Origin of the sequence: Sediminibacterium sp., from assembly GCF_030695065.1 — a bacterium.
Taxonomy (GTDB): Bacteria; Bacteroidota; Bacteroidia; order Chitinophagales; family Chitinophagaceae; genus Sediminibacterium.
Genome location: NZ_JAUYTR010000007.1, coordinates 188,318 through 211,861, shown reverse-complemented (window position 1 = coordinate 211,861; position 23,544 = coordinate 188,318). Strand labels below are relative to the sequence as shown.

Here is a 23,544-nt window from a genome sequence, read left to right as displayed (position 1 = left end):
TCTTTTCCCGAACGGGCGGCGAAGATACAAACCTTTTTTAAACTAGCAAACTTTTTTCAAAATTTTATTCGCCTTTTTTTCTTCATCCCCTCTCCTAAAACCTTTAAAGAACATCCCCTTTTTGTTAAGCGGGATGCAAATATAGGACGGATATTTTACCCGACAAATGTTTTTTGAAACTAAATATTGCTTGTTCGCTAAAACCTTTTATTTACAAGGCTTTCAAGCAATAAAAAAAATTAAGGAAAAATCACTTTAGCTAAAAATAATCCTTGAGGAGGCGTACTAAAGTCGGCCTTAGTGCAATCTTTTGCTAGAATGATTTTCTCAAAATCATCCAATGTTAATTGTCCCCTACCTACTTTAAGCATGGTGCCCACTAATCCACGGACCATTCCGCGCAAAAAGCGATTGGCCTGAACATGATAAATGAATTGTTGATCGGCGGCTATGCTCCACTCCGAAATAAGAATAGAACAATTATGGGTAAACACTTGAGTATTGCGCTTGGCAAAGCTGGTAAAGTCGGTATGGTTTTTTAAAAGAGCAGCTGCTTGCTGCAAAAGGGATAAGTCTAATTCGTAAGGATAAAACCAGCCCCTGTCTTTTAAAAAAGGATTCTTCTGCTGGTATATATAATAGTAATAGGATCGAGCAACCGCATCAAACCTGCAATGTGCTGTATCGGCAACAGCTTTAATAGACTTTACCGCAATATCCTCGGGTAAAATGGCATTTAAATTATAAACATGCTTATTAGTAATAGATAAATAGGTATCAAAGTGAAAATAGTTCTGCAGTGCATGAACGCCTGCATCTGTTCTAGAAGAACCCGTTAACGCTATCTCTGTTTTAAATAAAGTAAGCAAGGCTTTTTCAATAGCCAATTGAATGGTAGGTGCGTTGTCTTGTATTTGAAACCCATGATACGCAGTGCCCTTATAAGCCAATTCCAAAAAATACCTGGGCATAATACTAATTATTCTTTTTCTGAGCTTCTCTAACAATATTGGGCTTGGGAATTGGTATCAATATTACCAAATTTTCGTACTTGGTACCATTTTTCACTTTAAATACTTGTTCTAAACCAGCTTCAGTTGTTCGTTCAGATAATTTTTCAATTTGTTTATCAGCAGGCAGTTCAGTGATGGGTTGCTCAGGTGCTTCGCCTCTTATTAGTGCCAATGAAACCATGTCCATCAACATCCACTCCCCTTCTTGGGTAATTTTAAGGGAATAGCCCTTTGGCTTGCCGGCTATTGAGAATTTATAGTTGTACTCTTTGTAGGCTCCAGCAGGAAAACCCAATACCATACTGTATTCGCCATCCGATAAATTGGGAATTAATAGATAGCCTTTTGCATTAGAAGAATGCACATTACCTTTAAGCTGTATATAGTAAGGCTGATTGTTTTCAGATTGTATATACAAGAAATTATTTTGGGCATTCACTAAAAACGCCATTAATAAAAATCCGGTTAAAAAGGATAAACGGCGTACAATACAACGGATGAACATGTAATCTTGCTTTTTTCAAATTTACTACTTAATACCAATTATGAAGAAACTATTACTACTAATTGCCCTAGTTCAAGTGGGCAATTTGATGGCGCAAGAACAAAAAGCGGCAGCACCAAAAGTCTATAGAGCAGTACCAGAGAAAATAAACAATTTGGTACACACTAAGTTGAACGCCAGTTTTGATTACAGTAAGTCTAGGTTGAACGGAAATGTCTGGATAACGTTAAAGCCACATTTTTATTCAACAGATTCTTTGCAATTAGACGCAAAAGGAATGGATATAAAACAAGTATCCATTGTAAAAGCGGGAAAGAGTACACCACTCAAATACCAATATGATGGATGGGTACTACGAATCAATTTAGATAAAACGTATACGCGCAATGAAAGCTATACGGTGTATATAGATTATACAGCAAAGCCCGATGAATTAGAAGTTAAGGGGAGCGCAGCTATTACAGACGCAAAGGGTTTATATTTCATTAATCCCACCGGAGAAGACAAGACCAAGCCCACACAAATTTGGACCCAAGGCGAAACAGAAGCAACATCAGTATGGGTACCAACTATTGACAAAACCAATCAAAAAACTACACAGGAATTTAATTTAACAGTACCAGCAAAATATGTAACACTAAGCAATGGTAAGTTGGTAAAGCAAACCAAGAACGCCAATGGAACCAGAACAGATAGTTGGAAAATGGATTTACCCCATGCTCCATATTTGTTCTTTATGGGAGTTGGAGAGTACGCAGTTATTAAAGACACTTACAAAGGAAAGGAAGTTAGTTATTATGTAGAGAAAGCCTACGAAAAAGTAGCAAGGAAAATTTTTGGTAACACCCCTGAAATGATGCAATATTTCTCAACAAAATTAGGCGTAGACTATCCATGGGTTAAGTACAGTCAAATAACCGGTAGAGATTATGTAAGTGGCGCAATGGAGAACACAACAGCCACTTTACACCAAGAATCTGCACAGCAAGACGCCAGAGAATTAACCGATGGCAATAGCTGGGAAAGTACCATTGCGCATGAACTGTTTCATCATTGGTTTGGAGATTATGTTACAGCAGAAAGCTGGAGTAATTTAACAGTGAATGAAAGTTTTGCCGATTACAGTGAGTACTTATGGGCCGAATATAAATTTGGAAAAGACGAAGCAGCATTCACCAACTGGAGCGCAATGAATGGCTATTTAAATAGCAAAGCAGATGCGTCAAAACACTTAGTGCGCTTTTATTACAACACACAGGAAGACATGTTTGATGTAGTAAGTTATAGCAAGGGTGGAAGAATATTGAATATGCTAAGAAATTATGTAGGAGACGATGCATTCTTTAAATCGCTGAACAAATATTTAACCGATAATAAATTTGGAACAGGAAGTGCCCACAAATTAAGATTGGCGTTTGAAGCAACTACAGGAAAAGACCTGAACTGGTTTTTTAATCAATGGTACTTCAATAATGGACATCCAAATTTAGTTATCAGCAATAGCTATGATGCAGCAGCACAAAAAGCAATGGTAGTAATAAAACAAACCCAGAGCAATGGACTATTTGAATTGCCTGTTACCATTGATGTGTACAATGGAGCAAGCAAAAAAAGACATTTAGTATGGGCAAAAAATGCAGCAGATACATTTTATTTTACTTCAGCTACCAAACCTGATTTAATTAATGTAGATGCAGACAAGGTATTATTAGCTGAGAAAAAAGAAACAAAAACCATTGAAGAATATGCACACCAATTTAAATATGGAGGCCACTATTTAGATAGAAGAGAAGCCATTGATATGGCAGCTAAAAAAATTACAGATCCGGCAGCATATGCCATAGTTGCAGCTGGTTTAAAAGATTCCTATTTTAGAATAAGAATGAAAGCATTAGGCAGTTTTGGAAATGCAAAACTAGACGATGCCACCCTATCATTAATAGAAAAAATGGCAAAGGAAGATGCATCAAAATTAGTAAGAGCAGATGCGATCACTATTTTGGGAACCAAAAAAAATCAAGCATATGCTAGTCAATTTGAACAGTACATCAACGACTCTTCGTATTCAGTAGCAGGTGCAGCATTATTGGCATTAAATGATTTAGACGGCAAGAAAGCTTACGCACTAGCCAATCAATTGATAAAATCTCCTGCAAAAGGAAGATTAAGCACTGCAATCAGTTCAGTAATTATTGCCAATGGAGATGAATCAGCTTACGAATACATCATGGGCAATTTCAATAAAATGCCATTGTCACAAGCAAAGTTTAGCTCATTGTCTTCTATTGTGGAATTCTTGTCTAAAGTAACTGATGAAGTAAAGTTTAAAGCAGGAGTAGATGCAGTGGTAAAATTTAGAAATGAAATACCAGCCCCTGCAAGGCCTCAAACAGATCCAGTAATCAACAATGTATTTTTAAAAGGATTGGCTACTAAAAAAGAAGCAGCAGGTGCTCAAGCATTGGCCGACTATGTAAAAGAGAAAATGAAAAATTAAGATTTTCAAATAAAAAAGCACAAGCGCCTCGATTCATTCGGGGCGTTTTTATTTCCATTCAATAAAACTGGTAGCTTTTAATTCTATAGTAAGTGGAATGATATCTATTCCATTACTAGTACTACTACCAGATAATTTAGTGGAGACCGACTCTGAAATCATTCTAGCATCGCTAATAGTATAAATTCGCTCCGCGCGAGCAATGCCTTTCAGGTTTTGGTGAATTCTTTGACCAGACAGCGCAAAAGTAGTTTTGATAACTAAATCGGATAAAACAGAAACAGTTGCTTTATTGTCTTGCACTTTCAATATCAGGTATTGATGAACGGATTTACTACTATCACTAAAAGTTGAATCGGACCAACTAAGTCCTGCTTTTACAACAGAAGAAGCAAATGGTAAAAAATACTTGCCTACATCTTCCTGTTCAATATCAAAAAGAGGATTTGTCTTTATGGGGGATTGTACAGCGTGATATTGTTTTACTTCAATGGTTTTGGGCTTATTCACTATTTCTTTTAGCCAAGCCAATTCGTCGCTATTTAAGCCCGTAGTATCGTCACTATTAAAAATTTGTTCCTGCCCAAAAGCAAAAATTTTTCCTCTTACTGATTGCACTGTTGCAGTAAGCTGCATATATTCATCTGCTGCACTAAGTATGCTAAACTTCGTACTCGTAATTTTATTAGACTGTAAAAAAAACGGCTGACCGGGAATATGAAAAGTAGTATTGTTGTTGATTGTATAAGTTACAATAAAATCACTTGTAGGTATTGCGTTTTGGGCAATACTATTTTGGTGCATAAGCACGAATGATACAATAATTGAAATTATAGGGTTTAAAAGCCACCGCATATTTATTGTAATTACCATGAGCCGCCGGCACCGCCGCCGCCGCTACTACCACCACCGAATCCGCCAAATCCACCTCCGCCGAAGCCACCGCTTCCACCACCAAATCCTCCGCCACCGCGGTTATTACCACCTAAGAGTGTAGACCACAATAAAGCTTCTGCAACATTGGAAGCACCTCTTCTACTCATCATTCCACCACCTCTTCCACCGCCGCCTCTTCCACCACCAATTCCTAAAATCAAGAAGATTACGATGATAATAAAAATAAACGTCAGTATAGAACCGCCCCCATCTTTACCACTACTCGGTTTATTTCTTTTGGTTTTGTATTCACCCACAGCGGCTTTAGACAAAGCATTAATGGCATTGTCAATTCCTCTGTAATAATTTTGTTGTTTAAATTCTGGAACAATTTCGTTTCGGTAAATACTCGAGGCCGTAATATCGGGGATGGCTCCTTCTAAGCCATAACCTACTTCAATCCATATTTTTCGGTCTTCAATGGAAGCCAAAATCAACACCCCATTATTGGTTTTCTTATTCCCTATGCCCCAAGACCTAAATAATTTATTGGCATACTCTTGAACTTCATATCCTTCTAAAGTTTTAAGTATTACCACTGCAATTTGATTGGAAGTACTATCATCTAGTGCAACCAACTTTTCTTCCAAAATAGCCACCTGCTCTTTGCTTAGCACACCTGCTAAATCGTTCACTAATCTAGGTGGGTTAGGCGGAGGTATAACGCTCTGCGCAAATACACCCGACAAATTAGCCAACAACAGTAATATGAGTAGTAGTTTCTTCATTTATTTTCCAAAAACAATATCGTCAGGTAATTCATTTTTATCGGTTGTACCATCATAAGGAAAATGGGTAACCAAGGCTTCACCAATGTCTTTAACAATATGGGCAATACCTTCTACAAAATGCTTTTGTTTAAATTCAGCCAACATCAACTCCACTTCTTTGTTCCAGAATGCATGACCCACTTTCTGGTGAATGCCTTCATCGCCAAAAACAGCCAGTTGATGATCGTCCATAGCTAAATACAACAGCACCCCATTATGGGATGCTGTTTGATCCATCTTCAATTGATAAAATATTTCTTTAGCCCTATGAACAGGATTAACCATTTCACATTTGGACTCTACAAATAGTCTGATTTCGCCACTAGTACGAAGCTCAGCTTGTTGAATTGCAGCAACAATAGTTTCCTTTTCAGCAGGGGTAAAATATTCCCGCTGTTTCTTTTTGAATAATCCAAACATGCAAGGGATTTAGAATTTTACTTCAGGTGCTTTTTCAGAACCCGCATCGGCTTTAAACCCTTCTTTTACTTTAAAACCAGTAATGCTGGCCAAAATATTCATAGGAAAAGACCTTGCTTTCACGTTATAGGCAGCAACTGCGGCGTTAAAATCGTTTCTAGAAACCTTAATACGATTCTCGGTACCTTCTAATTGCGCTTGCAAACCACGGAATGCTTCATTGGCTCTTAAATTAGGATAGTTTTCAGTCACCATTAACAAACGACCTAAAGCCTGAGACAATTGACCTTGGGTAGCCTGAAATTCTTGTAGTTTTTCAGGAGTAAGGTCTTTGGCATCCACTTTCATTTGAGTAGCACTTGCTCTTGCTTTAACTACATTCTCTAAAGTTGTTTGCTCAAAATTAGCTTCCCCTTTAACTGTGTTCACCAAATTAGGAATCAAATCGGCTCTTCGCTGATAGTCACTTTGTACGTTATTCCAAGACTGGCTAACGGTTTCATCCAATTTAACCAACCCATTATAACCACTCATGCCGCAACCACCAATTAATACAATTAATCCGATAATGACAATAAGGGTAATTCTCTTTGTGTTCATGTTTTAATATTTGAAGAAATGAATATACAAAACGAATGCCATATTTAATTTGTGGCAGAATGACATTTAGCTTTTTCCAAGGCTTTTTTCACCTATTTTTGCCCCAAAATTTAAAAATCTCCGAAACGATAGGCTATGTCAGTATTAGTTAACAAGCAGTCCAAAATCATTGTTCAAGGTTTTACCGGAACAGAGGGAACATTCCATGCAACCCAAATGATTGAATACGGAACCAATGTAGTAGGTGGTGTAACCCCCAATAAAGGTGGAACAACCCATTTAGATAAACCCGTTTTTAATACAGTAGCCGATGCGGTAAAGCAAACAGGTGCAAACGTGAGTATTATTTTTGTACCACCGGCATTTGCGGCAGATGCCATTATGGAAGCAGCAGAGGCAGGAATTGCTTTAGTTGTTTGTATAACAGAAGGCATACCAGTGCAAGACATGGTTAAAGTAAAAAATTACTTACTAGGAAGCAATACCCGTTTAATAGGGCCAAACTGTCCTGGAGTAATCACTGCAGAAGAAGCAAAAGTGGGCATTATGCCAGGCTTTATTTTTAAAGCAGGAAGAATTGGAATTGTTTCAAAAAGTGGAACCCTAACCTACGAAGCAGCAGACCAAGTGGTAAAAGCAGGATTAGGAATAAGCACAGCCATTGGTATTGGTGGAGATCCAATCATTGGAACCCCAACTAAAGAAGCAGTAGAATTATTAATGAACGATCCTGAAACCGATGGCATTATAATGATTGGCGAAATTGGAGGTAGCATGGAAGCAGAAGCTGCCCGTTGGATTAGAGACAATAAAACAAAGCCTGTTGTTGGCTTTATTGCAGGTCAAACAGCACCTCCCGGAAGAAGAATGGGACACGCTGGTGCTATTGTAGGAGGAGCAGAAGATACCGCAGAAGCTAAAATGAAAATCATGGCAGAATGTGGTATTGAAGTGGTAGCAAGCCCAGCAGATATTGGCATTACCATGGCTGCAGCATTAAAAAAATAAACAAGCATTTGTTAATATCAAACCCGGAGCCCTAAAGCTTCGGGTTTTTTTATGCAAAATGCCTCATCTTGCATCAATACAGAAGACTATTAATCAACTATACATGCGCATAATACTATCGTTATTTTTTTGCTTATCCATTTTAATAGCAAAAGCACAACAATCGAAAGAAACAAATTACACCGCAGCATATAAAATAATTGATAGCCTCATTTTAAAAGAGCGATTAACCAAAACTGCTATAGATAAAGTAGACCAATTGTATAAAAAAGCAGTTGTAGAAAAGCAAGAAGCAGAGCAAATAAAAGCCCTGGTGTATAAGGCAGATTTGGAAAATGAAATAACAGAAGAAGGATTCAACAATACCCTCAACATTTTTAAGGGTGTACTAAAAAAAGCCAATTCACCAGTAATGCAGGCGGTAATCCATACCATTATTGCCAAAAAATACAACGATTACTATACTAAACAAAAATGGACATTATTAAGTAGAAGAAACTGGAACAGTAATGCTTTTAAAGACAGCATTGAAATGCATTTTAAAGCAGCAAACCAATCAAATAAAGAATTACAGGTAATTTATATTGATACCTATTCTGCCATTGTTTTAGGTGGATCAGAGCCGCTGAAAAATTACAGTTTATACCATTTATTAATAGCCGAGCAAATACAGTATTACAGCAGCGATTTAGGCAATGATGGAAGCAACGAAAACAAAGAGAAGATTACAGGACTCTATGACGCTATATTTCGGATTCACCAAAATGAGCAAAGGAATAATATAGTAGCTAGGTTTAAATTGGATTTATTAGCATGGAAAAGAGAAAATCAATTAATTAAGGAAGAAGAATTATTAACAGAGCTAAAAAACTACACCCATTCAGAATACCATTCATCAATCAAAGCAGCAGCATGGTTTTTAATAGCCAATACAATTGCTGAAAAAGGGAAGCGATATCATGCATTGAACAATACAATCAATCAATTTGAATTAGTAAAAGCAATAAGTATTATTGAACAAGCAGCAAAAGAGGTAGACAGCACCCACTATAAAAAAAGTGGTCTATCCGACTTATTCAATGAAATAAAAAGTAAGCAGGTTTGGATGGAGATAGAGCAGATTAATGAAACCCAAAAACCATTTCGGGCATACCTGAGTTATAAAAATACCGATACCCTTTTTTTGAAAGTATTAAAAGTAAATACAAATTTTACAATAAAGACTAATTCCAGTGACAATCAAATAAAGGAATTGCTCAAACAAGAATTGGTGCAAGAACAAACCATCCCCTTATTGCAGGCAAATGATTACCAAACACATTATACCGAAATCAAAATAGACCCATTACCACAGGGTAACTATATCGTATTAACAAGCACAGGGAAGGATTTCAGCTTGGCAGTTAACAAAATTGGTTACATGCATTTTGCAGTAGCAGATTGGGTATACTTTAAAGACAACAACCATTATTTTATTAGAGAGTATTCAACTGGTAAACCGGTAGAGCAAGCACAGGTAAAAATATACGAAACCAAATACGACTATAAAACCGTTACCACGAATACGGTTTTAATACATCAAACACAGACCAATGAAAACGGTCAATTCAGTATTCCCCAAAAACTAAATGGGAATACCCAAATAGAAATCAACAAAAAGAAAAGCCAGCTCGTTTTTAGTGAATATGAATATCGTTACCAAGAATACAACAATCAGCCTAACGAAAGAATTACTTATGAGCAAAACAATCGCAGGATTTATTTTTTCACCGATCGATCTATTTATAGACCAGGTCAGGCGGTACAATTTAAAGGAATAGCATTAACCAAAGATTACGATACTAAGTTTAGTAAAATTGTTGAGGAGAAAAACCCAATAAAAATATATTTAACCAATGCCAATAGGCAAAGAATCGATTCATTGTTATTACCCATTAATCACTATGGTTCCATCGTGGGTAGTTTTATTTTACCCATAAATGGATTAACAGGCAATTTTGGTATTGAAGCACAATTGTTTAATTATTCTAGTAAAAACATTAAGGTAGAAGAATACAAACGACCTAGCATTAAACTTATTTTTGATCAACCCAAAATAGGTTACCGATTAAATGACAGCATTCATTATACCATCAAAGCTCAAGCTTATGCAGGAAATATTGTGAATGGCGCCAAGGTTAAATTCACAGTGAAGCAATATGGCAGATACCCCTACCCGATTGCAAGAAATATGGACCCGATTTATCAATCAGGGGCAGTAATAGCCAGTGGAATAGGAATTACCAACGAAAAAGGTGCTTATACCCTTTCATTTAAAGCCATTTATGATTCTACCAAGGAACTATCCAATGATTTTTCTGTTAATTATATTATACAAGCAGATATCACCGATTTAAATGGAGAAACCCAATCGGGCAATGTTAACTTAACAGCTACTAAAACAGCCTGGCAACTGGTCATTAACCATCCCATTGCAGTAAACAAAGAAAGATTTAAAACAATCAATGCAACTGCAATAGATCAATTAGGCAATGAAAAAAATGTGCCTATTCAAACTGCATTGTATAGAGTAATACAACCAAATAAGCCTACAAGAAAAAAATATTGGGGTAAGTCTGATTTGCATTTGTTTGATGAAGCCACTTACAAAAAATATTTCCCCTCAGACGAATACCAAACCGAAGCCAACCAAGATACTTGGGCCACAGAAGAAACGCCAACCCCCATGAATCAATTGGAGACTGGTATGTACAAAATAAAAGCATCGGCAATTGACAGCTTTGGTTTACCAATAACTGCAGAAAAAATAATCACTATATATGATGTGAATGAGGGAAAAAAGAGCAAACATGCTTTTCATTATTATTCCAACAACTATAATATACCAGGAGATAGTATTTTGGCTGTTATCAATTACCCAATAGAAAACACTTATGTTACCAAAAAAATAAAGAAAGCAGAACGCAAAGAAGAGTATCAGTTTTTACAATTGACTAAACTGATACAGCAACAAATCATTATTGCACCAGAAGACCGAGGAGGAATGGTTATTACTGAAGCCTATATATGGATGGGCAGACTGTTTACCCATCAACATGCCATTGCTGTTCCATTCAACAATAAGGAATTAAAAATTAGAACTGGGTCATTTAGAAATATCAATGAGCCAGGAGCAAAAGAAACTTGGACAATTGAAATAGAGGGTCTCAATGGAAAAGAAAAAGCGGCAGAAATATTAACTGCTATGTACGATGCAAGTTTAGATGCTTTGTATCCGAATAAATGGGATCCGTTGAATTTATGGAATACCAACAACAGCAGTACCAATTTTAGTAGCAGTATTTTTAGAACAGAATCCATCCGTCAATTTGACAACAATGAATGTTTTTGCGAAGCTAAACCTTATGAGCGACCAAGTCTTTTGTCATCCATTAATCTGGCTTGGAGAATAAGAGAACAAAGAATGTATGAAACCATGGCCGCTGAATCAAAAAAAGCAATGACTGCTTCACCTTCACCTAGCAATATTGCAATTAGAGGATCCAGCACCATTAAAGAAGAGAATTACGACAAAGTATTTACTTCGGTAGAAATAGTAGACCCTATTACAGGAGATATTATTAGAAATGGAAGATTAATACCTGGCAATAAGCAAGCCCAAGATTTGGTTCAAGTAAGAGCCAACTTTAATGAAACTGCCTTCTTTTTTCCGCAACTATATGCAGACAGTTCAGGAAAATACCAATTCAGTTTTCAGTTTCCGGATGCAGTAACCCAATGGAAATGGATGAGCTTTGCACATACCAAGGATTTGGCAACAGGCTATGCCGAACAAAAATTGATGACGCAAAAAAGTTTGATGGTGCAACCCAATATCCCACGCTTTTTAAGAGAGGGCGATCAGATGGAATTGAGTGTAAAAATTGCCAACCTAACCAGTAAAGAATTAACGGGCACGATTGCATTAGAGTTAATAGACGCAACTACACAAACATCTGTAGACGGATGGTTTCAAAATGTTTTTCCGCAACAATATTTTACCGTAGAAGCACGGCAGTCGAGCATTGCACAGTTTCCTATACAAGTTCCTTTTAGTTATAATAAGCCACTCAGGTATCGAATTATAGCAAGAACGAATGAGTTAAGCGATGGGGAAGAAAATACGGTTGCGGTTTTAAGTAATAGGCAATTGGTTACAGAAAACTTACCCATTTATTTACAAAAAGATACGACCCAACAATTTCGTTTTGAAAAACTACTCAACAATCAAAGCGAAGGAATAAGTACACAAGGATTAACAGTAGAATATACCACACAGCCCATATGGAATGCCGTGCAGGCATTGGGATATTTAAAAACTGATCCGGAGCGTTCCGCTATTCATCAATTCAATCGCATTTATGCCAACCTGATGGCTTTGCATTTATTGAATAAATATCCAAGGATTGCAACCGTTCTAGAAGAATGGAAAAAGGATAGTACAGTACTAAATAATCCGCTAGAAAAGAATGCCGAACTCAAACAAATATTATTACAAGAAACGCCCTGGGTAATGGATGCCAAATCGGGCAATATTTTATTGAGAGAATTGGCCAATCAAATGGATGTACAAACCATTACCAAAGAAAACGAAGCCTGGTTAGTTCAACTAGCTAAGCTACAATTACCCGATGGAAGCTTTAGTTGGTTTGAAGGTGGGCGTTCAGACGAATACATCACTCGTTACATATTAACAGGCATCGGCAAATTAAAAAGAATCGGCGCCATTACACCATCTATATCGGCGCAGTTAAGACCAATATTGATGAAGGCGTTGGCATTTACCGATGAAGCAATCAGGTATGAATACAAAAAGAGCAAACCCATACAAATTGAAAGCAGTCAATTGGATTATTTATACATGAGAAGTTTTTACAGAGAAAATATCATTCAAAATGATACCGCTTATAAAGCCTATTGGCAAATAGCCCGCAACAGCTGGGATAAACAAAATCAATATGCGCAAGCAATGATTGCAATCATTGCCAAAAGAAATAATGAAAATAGTTTTGCAAATAAAATTTTAAAAGCATTATTAGAAAATACCGTAATCAATACTCAACAAGGAATGTATTGGAAAAACAGATTAACTTCTCGTTGGTATGCAATGCCAATAGTACATCAAACCATGATGATTGATTGCTTCAGCGAAATCAACAGCGAAACCCCCACCAAGCCCTATCAAAAGCAAATCAATGCAATGCTTACCTGGTTAATACTCAATAAAGAAACCAATCATTGGGGTAATGGAATTGCTACTGTAGATGCAGTATACAGCTTGGTAGCCAATGGTCAACAATGGATGAGCAATAAAAGAGCAGTGCGAATAGAATTAGGTAAAACAACCATTGGTACGGCAACAGAAAAAACAATGGAAGGATCTGGTTATTTTAAAAAGAGAATTGAAGGAGATAAAGTAAAAGCAGAAATGGGAAATATAACCGTTACAACTGCCACGCAGAATATGGTTTCCGATCAACCCTCTTATGGAAGTATTTACTGGCAGTATTTAGCCAATATGGATGAAATTACTGCAAGCACAGGACCAATGTTGATTAATAAAAAATTATTGGTTGAACGAAATAAAGCTTGGGTAGAATTGAATGAAAATGAACCAGTAAAAGTAGGAGAATTAATTACTGTTTCATTATCCATGAAAGTAGACAGAGATATGGATTATGTTCATTTGAAAGATTTAAGACCTGCCGCAACAGAACCTACCAGCCAATTGAGTGGATATCGTTTTCAAGAAAATTTATTTTATTACCAAAGCACTAAAGATGTAAGTAATAATTATTTCTTCAGCTATTTACCAAAGGGAAATTACCAATTTACTTATACCATAAGGGCAACACATAAAGGATTGTATACAGCTGGATTTGCAAGCATGCAAAGTATGTATGCGCCTGCATTTAATGCACATTCCAATGCAATCAAATTAAGAATAGAACAATAGTACTATGCAGGTTGATACGATTATTATAGGGCAAGGTTTGTGCGGCACTATGCTGAGTTGGAACCTAATGAAAGCAGGACAACAAGTATTAGTGATAGACGAATCCATCCCGAACAGTGCAACTAAAGTAGCAAGCGGGGTCATTAATCCGGTAACTGGAAGAAGAATCGTACGCACATGGGAAATAGAATTATTTATGCCATATGCAGTAGATGCCTATACGCAATTGGGTAAAGAATTGAATACGCATTTAATTAGTCAATGCAATATTCTTGACTTTCATGCAACCCCACAGAACAAGGTGGCGTTTTCGGAAAGATTACCCAAGGAAACAACCTATTTAAGTGAGGCAGATGCGCAAAAATGGGAAGCTTATTTTCATTTATTATTTGGAGTGGGAGAAATTCATCCATGCTGGTTAATTCAATTGCAAGAAATGCTGAGTGCATTTAGAAAAAAATTAGCTCAACAAAATGCTTTGATAGCCGAAAAATTTAATTGGGAAGATTGTACCATCCATCCAAATAGTATAGAGTGGAAAGGCATCAAAGCCAAACAGATTATTTTTTGCGAGGGAACAGGGGGAATTAATAATCCATATTTTGAACTACTCCCCTATGCAACCAATAAAGGGGAAGCCATAATTGCCTCCATACCAAACTTGCCAAGAAACAATATATATAAACAAGGAATTAGCGTGGTTCCTTGGAAAGATGATTTGTTTTGGATTGGGTCTACCTATGAATGGAAATACGATCACCTTGAGCCAACTCAATCATTTTTAGAAAAAACAACCCAACAATTAACCAATTGGCTAAAGCTTCCTTATGAAGTGGTAGACCATATAGCATCAGAAAGACCAGCCAATGTAGAACGTAGACCATTTGTGGGCTTCCATCCCATTCAAAAAAATATAGGGGTATTAAATGGCATGGGCACCAAGGGTTGCAGCTTAGCCCCTTATTTTGCCAATCAGCTTACCCGTCATATGTTGCAAGGCGAGCCTATTAACCCATTGGCAGATATACAAAGGTTCAAGAATATTTTAAGCCGCTAATTGATTACAAAAAATTAATATTGTGCCTCAAATGAATTAGGCATGGAGCAAGCCCCTTCGGTTCACAACAATAGATATGATATTCCATTAAAGTATAGAAAGATGGAAAACCTACACATTGTGTTTTGGTTATTCAAAGACGTAGCCTGGTGTTTGGGTCTAAAATGGCTAGGGACAACAATGATTATACCTACCCTCATTATATCGATTGTAATTGCCTATAGAACCAGACAATATGTGTCGGAACTATGTCATAATCTGGCAATTACCGTTTGGATCTCAGCCAACTCTTATTGGATGGTTAGTGAATTTTTCGGGTTTGATCATCTTCCAATTTGGGGCAATTATACATTTAAGCACTTGGCCCTTATTCCTTTCACAATAGGAATACTAATACTCGCCTACTATTATTTAATATGGAAACCTTTACACACAAAGAAATCAGACTACTAAACAAATAAGCCCCATTCATCTTCGTAAGCATCTTTTTGAAAAGTGCTAACCCACTGCTTAAAGAGTTCTCTAAATTTATACAGTGCTTCTTCAATTACATGTTTATGCGATTCATCGGCCCAGCCCATTAGAACTGCAAAACCAATCTGCTCCATCATTTGTTTGGCATTGGTTCTAATATTAGAAGCGTTCTCCATTTTGAGCACATATAAATCCATACTGATGGCACCAATAATTTTAGGTGCAACAATCATTACGTTCTCATAAATTAGCGCTTTAGTAGATGCAGGATGTGTTTCCTCACCATCATCTGCTAGGTTTTCAGCAAAAGCAATCACCAAACCAAATACTTCTCTCCATTGATTGTACATAGCTTTGGCAATAGCCCTAGCAGGACCTCTGCGCCATTCTTCCGCAGCATCTCCCGGTCCTACTTTATACCTGCTTTCGTCCCATTCAGGCAAAAAATTTAAGTCGTTTAAATTCATGGTTTGAAGTTAATTCATTTCTGCTTTTAAAAAGCGAGCAGTATGGCTGGTTTTGTGCAAAAGCATTTTTTCTGGTGTACCCTCAAATAATATTTGACCACCTCCATCGCCCCCTTCAGGACCCAAGTCTATTACATGATCGGCCATTTTAACCACATCTAAATTGTGCTCAATCACCAGCACCGAATTACCACGGTCTACTAATTTATTCAATACATCAAGTAAATGACTAATGTCTTGAAAATGCAAACCAGTGGTGGGTTCATCCAAAATATAAAATGTTTTACCGGTATCTTTTTTACCTAATTCAGTAGCGAGTTTTACGCGCTGCGCTTCACCCCCACTAAGTGTTACCGCAGACTGGCCCAATGTAACATAACCCAAGCCAACGTCTTGTAATACTTTAATTTTACGATAGATGAAAGGAACTGGTTGAAAGAAATCGCAGGCTTCATCTACCGTCATATTCAATACATCACTGATTGATTTTCCTTTGTAACGAATTTCCAATGTTTCGCGATTGTATCTTTTACCATTGCATTTTTCGCAATTCACATATACATCCGGAAGAAAATTCATTTCAATCACTTTCATACCACCCCCTTCGCAAACATCACAACGACCGCCCTTCACATTAAATGAAAAACGACCAGCAGCATAGCCCCGAATTTTAGCTTCGGGCACTGCAGCAAACAAGGTTCTTATTTCGGTAAAGAAACCACAATAAGTAGCAGGGTTGCTTCTAGGTGTTCTACCAATGGGAGATTGATCTATCTCAATTACTTTATCAATATGTTCTAAGCCTTTCACCGAAACAAAAGGCATAGGATGCACTTTACTATTGTAACAATGTTTAGATAAAAGTGGATACAAAGTCTCATTAATTAAAGTACTCTTACCACTACCACTCACACCACTTACCACAATCAACTTTCCTAATGGAAAACGCACAGTAACATTCTTTAAATTATTTCCTGTTGCCCCTTTTAAAATCAATTCTTTTCCATTCCCTACTCTTCTTTCTAAAGGAACTGCAATAGATTTTTGCCCATTTAAATATTGAGCAGTATCAGAGTTAGAAGCCAATACTTCTGCAGGAGTGCCTTCTGCAACAATATTACCACCATATTTACCTGCCCTAGGGCCAATGTCTACCAAATAATCAGCAGCCAGCATAATATCTTTATCATGCTCTACTACCAACACACTATTCCCAATATCCCTCAAATTTTTTAATGCATGAATCAATTGATGATTGTCTCTTTGATGCAAACCAATGGAAGGTTCATCTAAAATATAGGTGATTCCTTGCAATTGAGACCCAATTTGAGTGGCCAGCCTAATACGCTGAGATTCCCCACCACTAAGGGTTCTAGAAGACCTGCTTAATGAAAGATACGTTAATCCAACGTCTAATAAAAACTGTACTCTTTCTCTTATTTCTTTCAAAATATCTTTAGCAATCAGGTTTTGTTTTTTATTCAACCTTTCTTCTAATCCAACAAACCAATGATGTAGTTTATCTAAATTAAGTGCACTTAATTCAGCAATATTTTTTTCATCTACTTTAAACCAAAGGCTTTCTTTTTTCAACCGATTGCCCTGGCAACTGGTACACAATTTCAATTCCATATATTGCTCCACCCACTCTCGCATACCATCACTTTTAACGCCCGTAAACCAACGCTTCAGCATAGGAATAATGCCTTCAAAATCTCCACTGTACGGATCTATCCCAGCAATTTCTTCGGGATTATCTATTTCTAAAGTATCGCCTTCCGGATTACCATATAATAAGATATTCAATCCCGCAATGGGCAAATCTTTAATGGGTTTATCTAAATTGATTTTATTCTTCTTAGCCAACTGTTCTACATTCCTGAACATATATGCATCACGCTGCACACCCAACGGAGCAATTCCACCCTCTTTAATACTCAAAGTATTATCGGGAATAACTGCCGACATGTCAATCGAATATACATTCCCTAAACCTTTACATGTAGAGCAAGCACCATAAGGAGAGTTAAACGAAAATGCATTGGGAGAAGGCTCTTCATAACTGATACCTGAGTCTTCGCACATTAACTGTTTAGAATACTGAATCGTTTTATTGGTATCGTTTATTAAAAGAAATAACAAGTCTTTACCCATTTTTAAGGATTGCTGCACACTTTGACTAACACGAACACGCATTTCATCTGTAACAGGCAAGCGATCAATCACTACTTCAATGTCATGAATTTTATAACGATCCACTTGCAACTTAGGCGTAAGATCTAGAATTTCTCCATCTACCCTTACTTTTAAAAACCCTTTCTTGCGAATCTCTTCGAACAATTCTCTATAATGCCCTTTTCTTCCTCTAATTAAAGGAGCCAGTAGACTTACTTTTTTATTCTTAAAACGAGCGTAAATATTTTCTACAATTTCCTCTTCACTAAACTTCACCATTTTTTTACCGGTCTCATAACTATATGCTTCCCCAATTCTTGCATACAATAAACGAAGAAAATCGTACACTTCTGTTACGGTACCAACAGTAGATCGGGGATTTTTATTAGTGGTTTTCTGTTCAATAGAAATCACCGGAGAAAGGCCCGTAATTTTATCAACATCAGGTCTTTCCATATCGCCCATGAACTGTCTGGCATAAGCGCCAAAGCTTTCCATATATCGGCGTTGACCTTCGTTGTAAATGGTATCAAAAGCCAAAGAAGATTTACCACTTCCGCTAACCCCAGTAAAAACAACCAATTTGTTTTTAGGAATAGAGATATCAATATTTTTTAAATTATGTTCCTTGGCACCAAAAACCTGAATATAATCTTGGTCATTCTCAAGTGTGGGTTGCTTGCCTATTTCTTTCTTTGCCATAATGGAGGTTAAAGATACAAACAAGGGAAGGCCTTCAATGTTTGAAGTGGATTAAAAAAGAGAAAATTATATTACCCTACTAATTTAGTAGACTTTTAATTTGGTGGATTAAATCCGCTGCACTATCTTTGCAGTAGTTCTTTAATAATCTTATCAAGAAAGGCGGAGGGTTTTGGCCCTGTGAAGCCTTGGCAACCCATATTACATTCACTCTGTAGTATGAAGGTGCCAATTCCATCCTGATTGTACTAAAACTGCAACGGGGAAGATAAGTCAGAGTCAAGCTTTTATTATTACCGAAAGGAAAATTATATATGCCCATCTGATTTTATCAGGTGGGTTTTTTTTTGGTGCAAACCAAGCAATCAACTATACCTAGAGATTAACAAGAACGATATTTTTTAAAATAAAAAACATCGTATCATGCTCAGTGCAACAAAACTCATTCACAGTATTCCGGTAGACCCGCTTACGGGTGCTATTTCAGTACCCATTTATCAAACCAGCACATTTGTGCAAGAAGCCCCGGGCATCAATAAGGGCTATGATTATTCAAGGTCTAATAATCCTACAAGGGCAGCATTAGAAAACTTGATTGCCAAACTAGAATATGGAGCAACAGGCCTAGCATTTGCCAGTGGATTGGCAGCTATTGATGCAGTAGTTAAGCTCTTAAAAACAGGAGACGAAATAGTTGCAGTAGATGATATTTATGGTGGCGCTTATCGCTTGTTTACTGCAGTGTACGAGCAGTATGGCATTAAAGTGCATTTTGTAGATACCAGTGATATTGCAAAAGTTTCAGCAGCTATTACCCCCAATACCAAATTGATTTGGTTAGAAACACCTACCAATCCTACTTTAAAAATTGCTGATATTTCAGCCATTGCTACCATTGCAAAAGCGCACAACTGTTTGCTTTGTGTAGACAATACGTTTGCAACGCCTGTTTTACAACAACCCTTATTACTAGGTGCAGATATAGTAATACATAGTGCTACTAAATATTTGGGCGGACACAGTGATTTAATTGCAGGCATTTTAATAGCCAAGGATGAACAAATAGGCGCAAAACTAAAGTTCTTCCAAAATGCTTGTGGAGCGGTATTAGCCCCCTTTGACAGTTGGTTGGTGATCAGAGGAATTGAAACCCTGCATTTGCGTATGAAACACCATTGCAGAACAGCACATAAAGTAGCGCAGTACTTGAAAACGCACCCAGCAATAGCAGAAGTATATTATGCCAATGGTGGTATTATTTCATTCACTTTGGTAAACAATACCAATGATGCTGCGGTTAACATAGTAAGCAGCACCCAACTTTTTAAGTTAGCAGAAAGTTTGGGCGGAATCAAAAGCTTGATTTCACATCCAGCAAATATGACCCATAAATCAATCCCTGCAGAAAAAAGAAGAGCAGCTGGTGTAAGCGATAGTTTAATACGCTTATCTATTGGCTTAGAAGAAGCAGAAGACCTAATTGCAGACTTAGCAAATGTTTTAGATGCCATTGAAATAATAAAGTAACAAACCCTAAAAGAAAGAAACAAAATGGAAACCCACAAACAGTTAATAATCGGATTATTTGGATTTGGTGTAGTTGGAGAAGGATTGTACAAAGTATTGCAACAAACACCCTCATTAAAAGCGAGCATCAAAAAAGTATGTATTAAGAATACAGCCAAGAAAAGAAATGCGCCGGAAGCATTATTTACTTCCGATAAAAACGAATTGTTGCAAGACCCGGAAATTAATGTAATAGTAGAAGTAATTGATGATTCAGTGGCTGCGTTTGATATTGTATCAACCGCATTAAAAAATGGAAAGTCGGTAGTAAGTGCGAGCAAAAAAATGATTGCCGATAATTTACCCGCGTTATTGGCTTTGCAAAAAGAAACAGACCTTCCTTTCTTATACGAAGCGGCAGCTTGCGCTTCTATTCCAGTAATTAGAAACTTAGAAGAGTATTATGACAACGACTTATTGCATTCCATTAAGGCAATTGTGAATGGGTCTACCAATTTTATCTTAACCAAAATGTTCGAAGAAAAACTGGATTTTTCAGAAGCGCTGTTGCTGGCACAGCAACTAGGGTTTGCTGAAAGCAACCCCAAGCTAGACGTGGAGGGATATGATGCACTAAACAAATGGACCATTTTATTAAACCATGCATATGGAATTGTAAGTGCACCAACTGAAATTTTATTTACAGGCATTCAAAATGTACAGGGATCCGATGCAATAGTAGCCAAAGAAAAAGGTTTTGATATCAAGTTAATTGGACAAGCAAAAAAGTTGAAAAATGGAAAAGTAGCTGCATTTGTATTACCGCAATTTGTACCACTGAGTGAACCATTGTCATTTGTAAAAAATGAATACAATGGGGTTGTTATTGAATCGGGCTTTGCAGACAAACAATTTTTCTATGGAAAAGGAGCAGGAAGCTTCCCAACTGCATCTGCAGTATTAAGTGATATTGCTGCATTAAGATATAATTACAAATACGAGTATAAAAAATTATACCACCATCAACCTCATGAACTATCCAACGACTATTATTTGAAAGTGTATGTAAGTTTTGATGATTGGAAATACATACCCAGAGAAGATTTTGAATGGATAGAAGAATGGCATGCACAAGCAGAAAGAAAATATTTAATTGGCGTTTTGCATTGCAATAAACTCATTAACAATAATTGGTGGAAGCAAAACAACACTTCATTGGTTTTAACGCCAGACGCAATTATAGATGACTTAGATATTGTTCACTTAAAAAAGAGAAGCCTAGAACTTGCGGGCGTTATTTAATATATTTACGTATGAATATATCAGCTTTTAAAACAGGAGCCACCCTCAGTATTGCAACAGGAATAATCCTGCTTTTATTTTCATTTCTTGGAGGCAAAGAAGACTTGTTTTTATTATTGAACCACAATCTAGGATCTACTGCCGATTTCTTTTTTCAATATTTTACCCATGCAGGAGATGGTATATTCTGGGTACCAGTAGGGCTGTACTTTATTTTTTTTAAACGAAAATTATTGCCGCTGATACTCAGCGCCATTGTACTTTCTACCTTACTGGTTCAAACAGGGAAAAAAATTATTTATCCCAACGAAGCCAGGCCAACTGCAGCAATTGAATCAACTACTCATAGCCCCATCCATACCGTAAAAGGAGTAACCGTACACAGCAATAATAGCTTTCCATCAGGTCATACTACCACCGCATTTAGCTTATTCTTACTAGGCTGTTTACTACTACCCTATACTTATTTTTGGCTAATTGGATTCACCGCTGCATTGTTAGCAGGCTATTCCAGGGTTTATTTGGCACAACACTTTCCACTAGATGTAGGGGCAGGAATTATCTGCGCCGTCATCACTGTTTATTTGTCTTTGCAAATACAAAAGCTATTTAATAAAAGAGGGGAAGCATAATTATTTCCACCTCCACTCACCAGCTATTTCCAATGCTTCTTTCAGATTGTTCTTAATCATAAAGTCGCGCACTTCAGTGTCGGTGAACCTTCTAGATTTTAATTCTTTAGAATCTGCAATGCCATACAATAATATAGCGCCATTGCGCACTGTATTCTTTAAGCCTTTTTCGTCTACCAATTTAAAGTCGTCGCAGTCTGCATGGTAACAAGGACCTGCATTATTGGGCAATCTGCCGCCTGCACCACCACCAGTAGGAATACCTTGTAACATAAAAGGTTGATGATCGCTGTGCAAACCAGCTCCATTATTAAATAAATTTTTATAACTGGTATCAGCTGCTTGCACAATGGCACCAATACCTACAAACAACTCTTTACTCTCTGCAATAGTGGTAGAAAATCCCTTAGGATCATTGGTCATATCGTAGTTAAGCATATAACGCACTTGATCTAATGTATTGTTCTTGATAGCCTGATCTACATAAGCCCTAGAGCCCAATAAGCCTTCTTCTTCTCCCATGAAAAGTACAAATTCAACAGTACGCTCAGGCTGTAATTTTAAGGCCATATACGTTCTAGCCATATCAATTACAGCAAAAGAACCAATACCATTATCAATGGCACCAGTAGCTAAATCCCAACTATCTAAGTGTCCACCAACAATTACTTTTTCTTTCGGCATTGTTTTTCCTTTAATAGTAGCAATCACATTCCTTGCTTTAATTAAACCAGATTGATTGGTCATATCAATAGAAGCATAATGTGTTGCTTTCTTCATGTCTTCCTTCAACTTTAAACCATCTTCTTTGCCAATGCAAACAGCAGGATCGGGAATTAATTTACCCGTTACAGATGCAGTACCAGTTAATAAAATACCACCAGTTGCAGTATTGATAATGATGATACCTTTTGCACCATACTTAGTAGACAAAGCTGTTTTTTCTGAACGGTGAAGATTTTTTAAACCAGTTTTAGAGTCTGGTAAAATACCTAAATACACCACTGCAATTTTACCAGTTACTTTACCTGGGTTATTGATATAATCTTCTTCTAATCCATTACCCATGTCTACCAATTCTAGTTTCACATTGGCTTTTACAGGAGCATGGGCCAAAGAAACAGACTTCACAGTTTGTAAGTTATTGAGGTCGGTGCCAATTTTTACAGACAGTGTTCCCCTACTCCAGCTCTCTACTTCAAATGGTTGGTATTTCACGTCTTTAAAGCCATAAGACTTCAATAAATTGTATGCAAAAGTTTCTGCTTTTTTTCCGTTCTCCGAACCAGTTAAACGATGTCCAATGGTTTCAGTGGCGGTTTTTAAACTACTATAAGCTTTAGAGTGTTGGTCTATTTCAGCGTTTATTTTACTAAACACTGCAGTCCATTCTGGTTTAACCTGCGCATGAGCAGTAGTGGTGATTAATCCAACTAAAAGAATAGGTACAAAAAATTTCATATTGTTTATTTGAATAGTAAGGCT

At 37.0% G+C, this 23,544-nt stretch carries 17 protein-coding genes and 1 riboswitch; of the genes, 8 read left to right on the top strand and 9 right to left on the bottom strand.

Translation table 11 applies throughout. From position 1 onward, the window contains the following. Window positions 1–239 precede the first annotated feature (239 nt). Together truA and Q8S25_RS02160 are read right to left on the bottom strand one after the other, a co-directional pair. Window positions 240–971, bottom strand: a complete 732-nt coding sequence (truA, locus tag Q8S25_RS02165; protein ID WP_305534430.1) for a tRNA pseudouridine(38-40) synthase TruA — start codon at window positions 969–971, stop codon at window positions 240–242. Window positions 972–975: 4 nt separating this feature from the next. Beyond that, window positions 976–1,518, bottom strand: coding sequence for a hypothetical protein (locus tag Q8S25_RS02160; RefSeq protein ID WP_305534428.1), 543 nt, complete (start codon window positions 1,516–1,518; stop codon window positions 976–978). Window positions 1,519–1,558: 40 nt separating this feature from the next. On the opposite strand from Q8S25_RS02160, the gene Q8S25_RS02155 reads away from it, so the two are divergent. After that, window positions 1,559–4,015 carry a M1 family metallopeptidase gene (locus tag Q8S25_RS02155; protein ID WP_305534426.1) on the top strand — a complete coding sequence of 819 codons (2,457 nt, stop codon included), beginning with the start codon at window positions 1,559–1,561 and terminating at the stop codon, window positions 4,013–4,015. A gap of 48 nt (window positions 4,016–4,063) precedes the next feature. Here the strand turns inward: Q8S25_RS02155 and Q8S25_RS02150 are convergent, their stop codons facing one another. The 4 genes from Q8S25_RS02150 to Q8S25_RS02135 all read right to left on the bottom strand — a co-directional run bounded on the left by Q8S25_RS02150 (window position 4,064) and on the right by Q8S25_RS02135 (window position 6,741). Further along, complete coding sequence (locus tag Q8S25_RS02150) at window positions 4,064–4,819, bottom strand: hypothetical protein (RefSeq protein ID WP_305534424.1); 756 nt, start codon at window positions 4,817–4,819, stop codon at window positions 4,064–4,066. 62 nt (window positions 4,820–4,881) lie between these two features. Beyond that, window positions 4,882–5,679: a YgcG family protein gene (locus tag Q8S25_RS02145; RefSeq protein ID WP_305534422.1), complete on the bottom strand. Its 798-nt coding sequence runs from the start codon at window positions 5,677–5,679 to the stop codon at window positions 4,882–4,884. Continuing rightward, the gene (locus Q8S25_RS02140) at window positions 5,680–6,141 is read right to left on the bottom strand and encodes a TPM domain-containing protein (RefSeq protein WP_305534420.1); all 462 of its coding nucleotides are present in this window, start codon (window positions 6,139–6,141) and stop codon (window positions 5,680–5,682) included. A gap of 9 nt (window positions 6,142–6,150) precedes the next feature. After that, a complete protein-coding gene (locus Q8S25_RS02135) occupies window positions 6,151–6,741 on the bottom strand; it encodes a LemA family protein (RefSeq protein ID WP_305534418.1) in 591 nt (196 codons plus the stop codon). Between the two features lie 135 nt (window positions 6,742–6,876). Between Q8S25_RS02135 and sucD the strand changes: the two genes are divergently transcribed. From sucD to Q8S25_RS02115, 4 genes are all read left to right on the top strand, one after another. Then, window positions 6,877–7,749 (top strand): succinate--CoA ligase subunit alpha, encoded by an 873-nt coding sequence (sucD, locus tag Q8S25_RS02130; protein WP_305534416.1) that lies wholly within the window; start codon window positions 6,877–6,879, stop codon window positions 7,747–7,749. 103 nt (window positions 7,750–7,852) lie between these two features. After that, window positions 7,853–13,744, top strand: a complete 5,892-nt coding sequence (locus Q8S25_RS02125; RefSeq protein WP_305534415.1) for an alpha-2-macroglobulin family protein — start codon at window positions 7,853–7,855, stop codon at window positions 13,742–13,744. A gap of 4 nt (window positions 13,745–13,748) precedes the next feature. Beyond that, on the top strand, window positions 13,749–14,801 hold the full coding sequence (locus tag Q8S25_RS02120; RefSeq protein ID WP_305534413.1) for an FAD-binding oxidoreductase: 1,053 nt from the start codon (window positions 13,749–13,751) through the stop codon (window positions 14,799–14,801). Between the two features lie 42 nt (window positions 14,802–14,843). Then, window positions 14,844–15,254, top strand: coding sequence for a hypothetical protein (locus Q8S25_RS02115; RefSeq protein WP_305534411.1), 411 nt, complete (start codon window positions 14,844–14,846; stop codon window positions 15,252–15,254). On the opposite strand, the gene Q8S25_RS02110 is transcribed toward Q8S25_RS02115, so the two are convergent. Continuing rightward, on the bottom strand, window positions 15,251–15,742 hold the full coding sequence (locus Q8S25_RS02110; RefSeq protein WP_305534409.1) for a hypothetical protein: 492 nt from the start codon (window positions 15,740–15,742) through the stop codon (window positions 15,251–15,253). The genes Q8S25_RS02115 and Q8S25_RS02110 overlap by 4 nt on opposite strands. A gap of 9 nt (window positions 15,743–15,751) precedes the next feature. Then, the gene (uvrA, locus tag Q8S25_RS02105; RefSeq protein ID WP_305534407.1) at window positions 15,752–18,619 is read right to left on the bottom strand and encodes an excinuclease ABC subunit UvrA; all 2,868 of its coding nucleotides are present in this window, start codon (window positions 18,617–18,619) and stop codon (window positions 15,752–15,754) included. A 147-nt stretch (window positions 18,620–18,766) separates the two neighbouring features. Further along, window positions 18,767–18,894: riboswitch (SAM riboswitch) on the top strand. A 148-nt stretch (window positions 18,895–19,042) separates the two neighbouring features. Between uvrA and Q8S25_RS02100 the strand changes: the two genes are divergently transcribed. Genes Q8S25_RS02100 through Q8S25_RS02090 form a run of 3 tightly spaced genes read left to right on the top strand, consistent with a single transcriptional unit; the run spans window position 19,043 to window position 22,059 of the window. Next, a complete protein-coding gene (locus Q8S25_RS02100; protein WP_305534405.1) occupies window positions 19,043–20,146 on the top strand; it encodes a PLP-dependent aspartate aminotransferase family protein in 1,104 nt (367 codons plus the stop codon). Window positions 20,147–20,170: 24 nt separating this feature from the next. Beyond that, window positions 20,171–21,427, top strand: a complete 1,257-nt coding sequence (locus Q8S25_RS02095; RefSeq protein WP_305534403.1) for a homoserine dehydrogenase — start codon at window positions 20,171–20,173, stop codon at window positions 21,425–21,427. A gap of 11 nt (window positions 21,428–21,438) precedes the next feature. Then, window positions 21,439–22,059, top strand: a complete 621-nt coding sequence (locus tag Q8S25_RS02090) for a phosphatase PAP2 family protein (protein WP_305534401.1) — start codon at window positions 21,439–21,441, stop codon at window positions 22,057–22,059. On the opposite strand, the gene Q8S25_RS02085 is transcribed toward Q8S25_RS02090, so the two are convergent. Further along, entirely contained in the window at window positions 22,060–23,520 is a 1,461-nt protein-coding gene (locus Q8S25_RS02085; RefSeq protein WP_305534399.1) for a M28 family peptidase, read from the bottom strand. Window positions 23,521–23,544 lie beyond the last annotated feature (24 nt).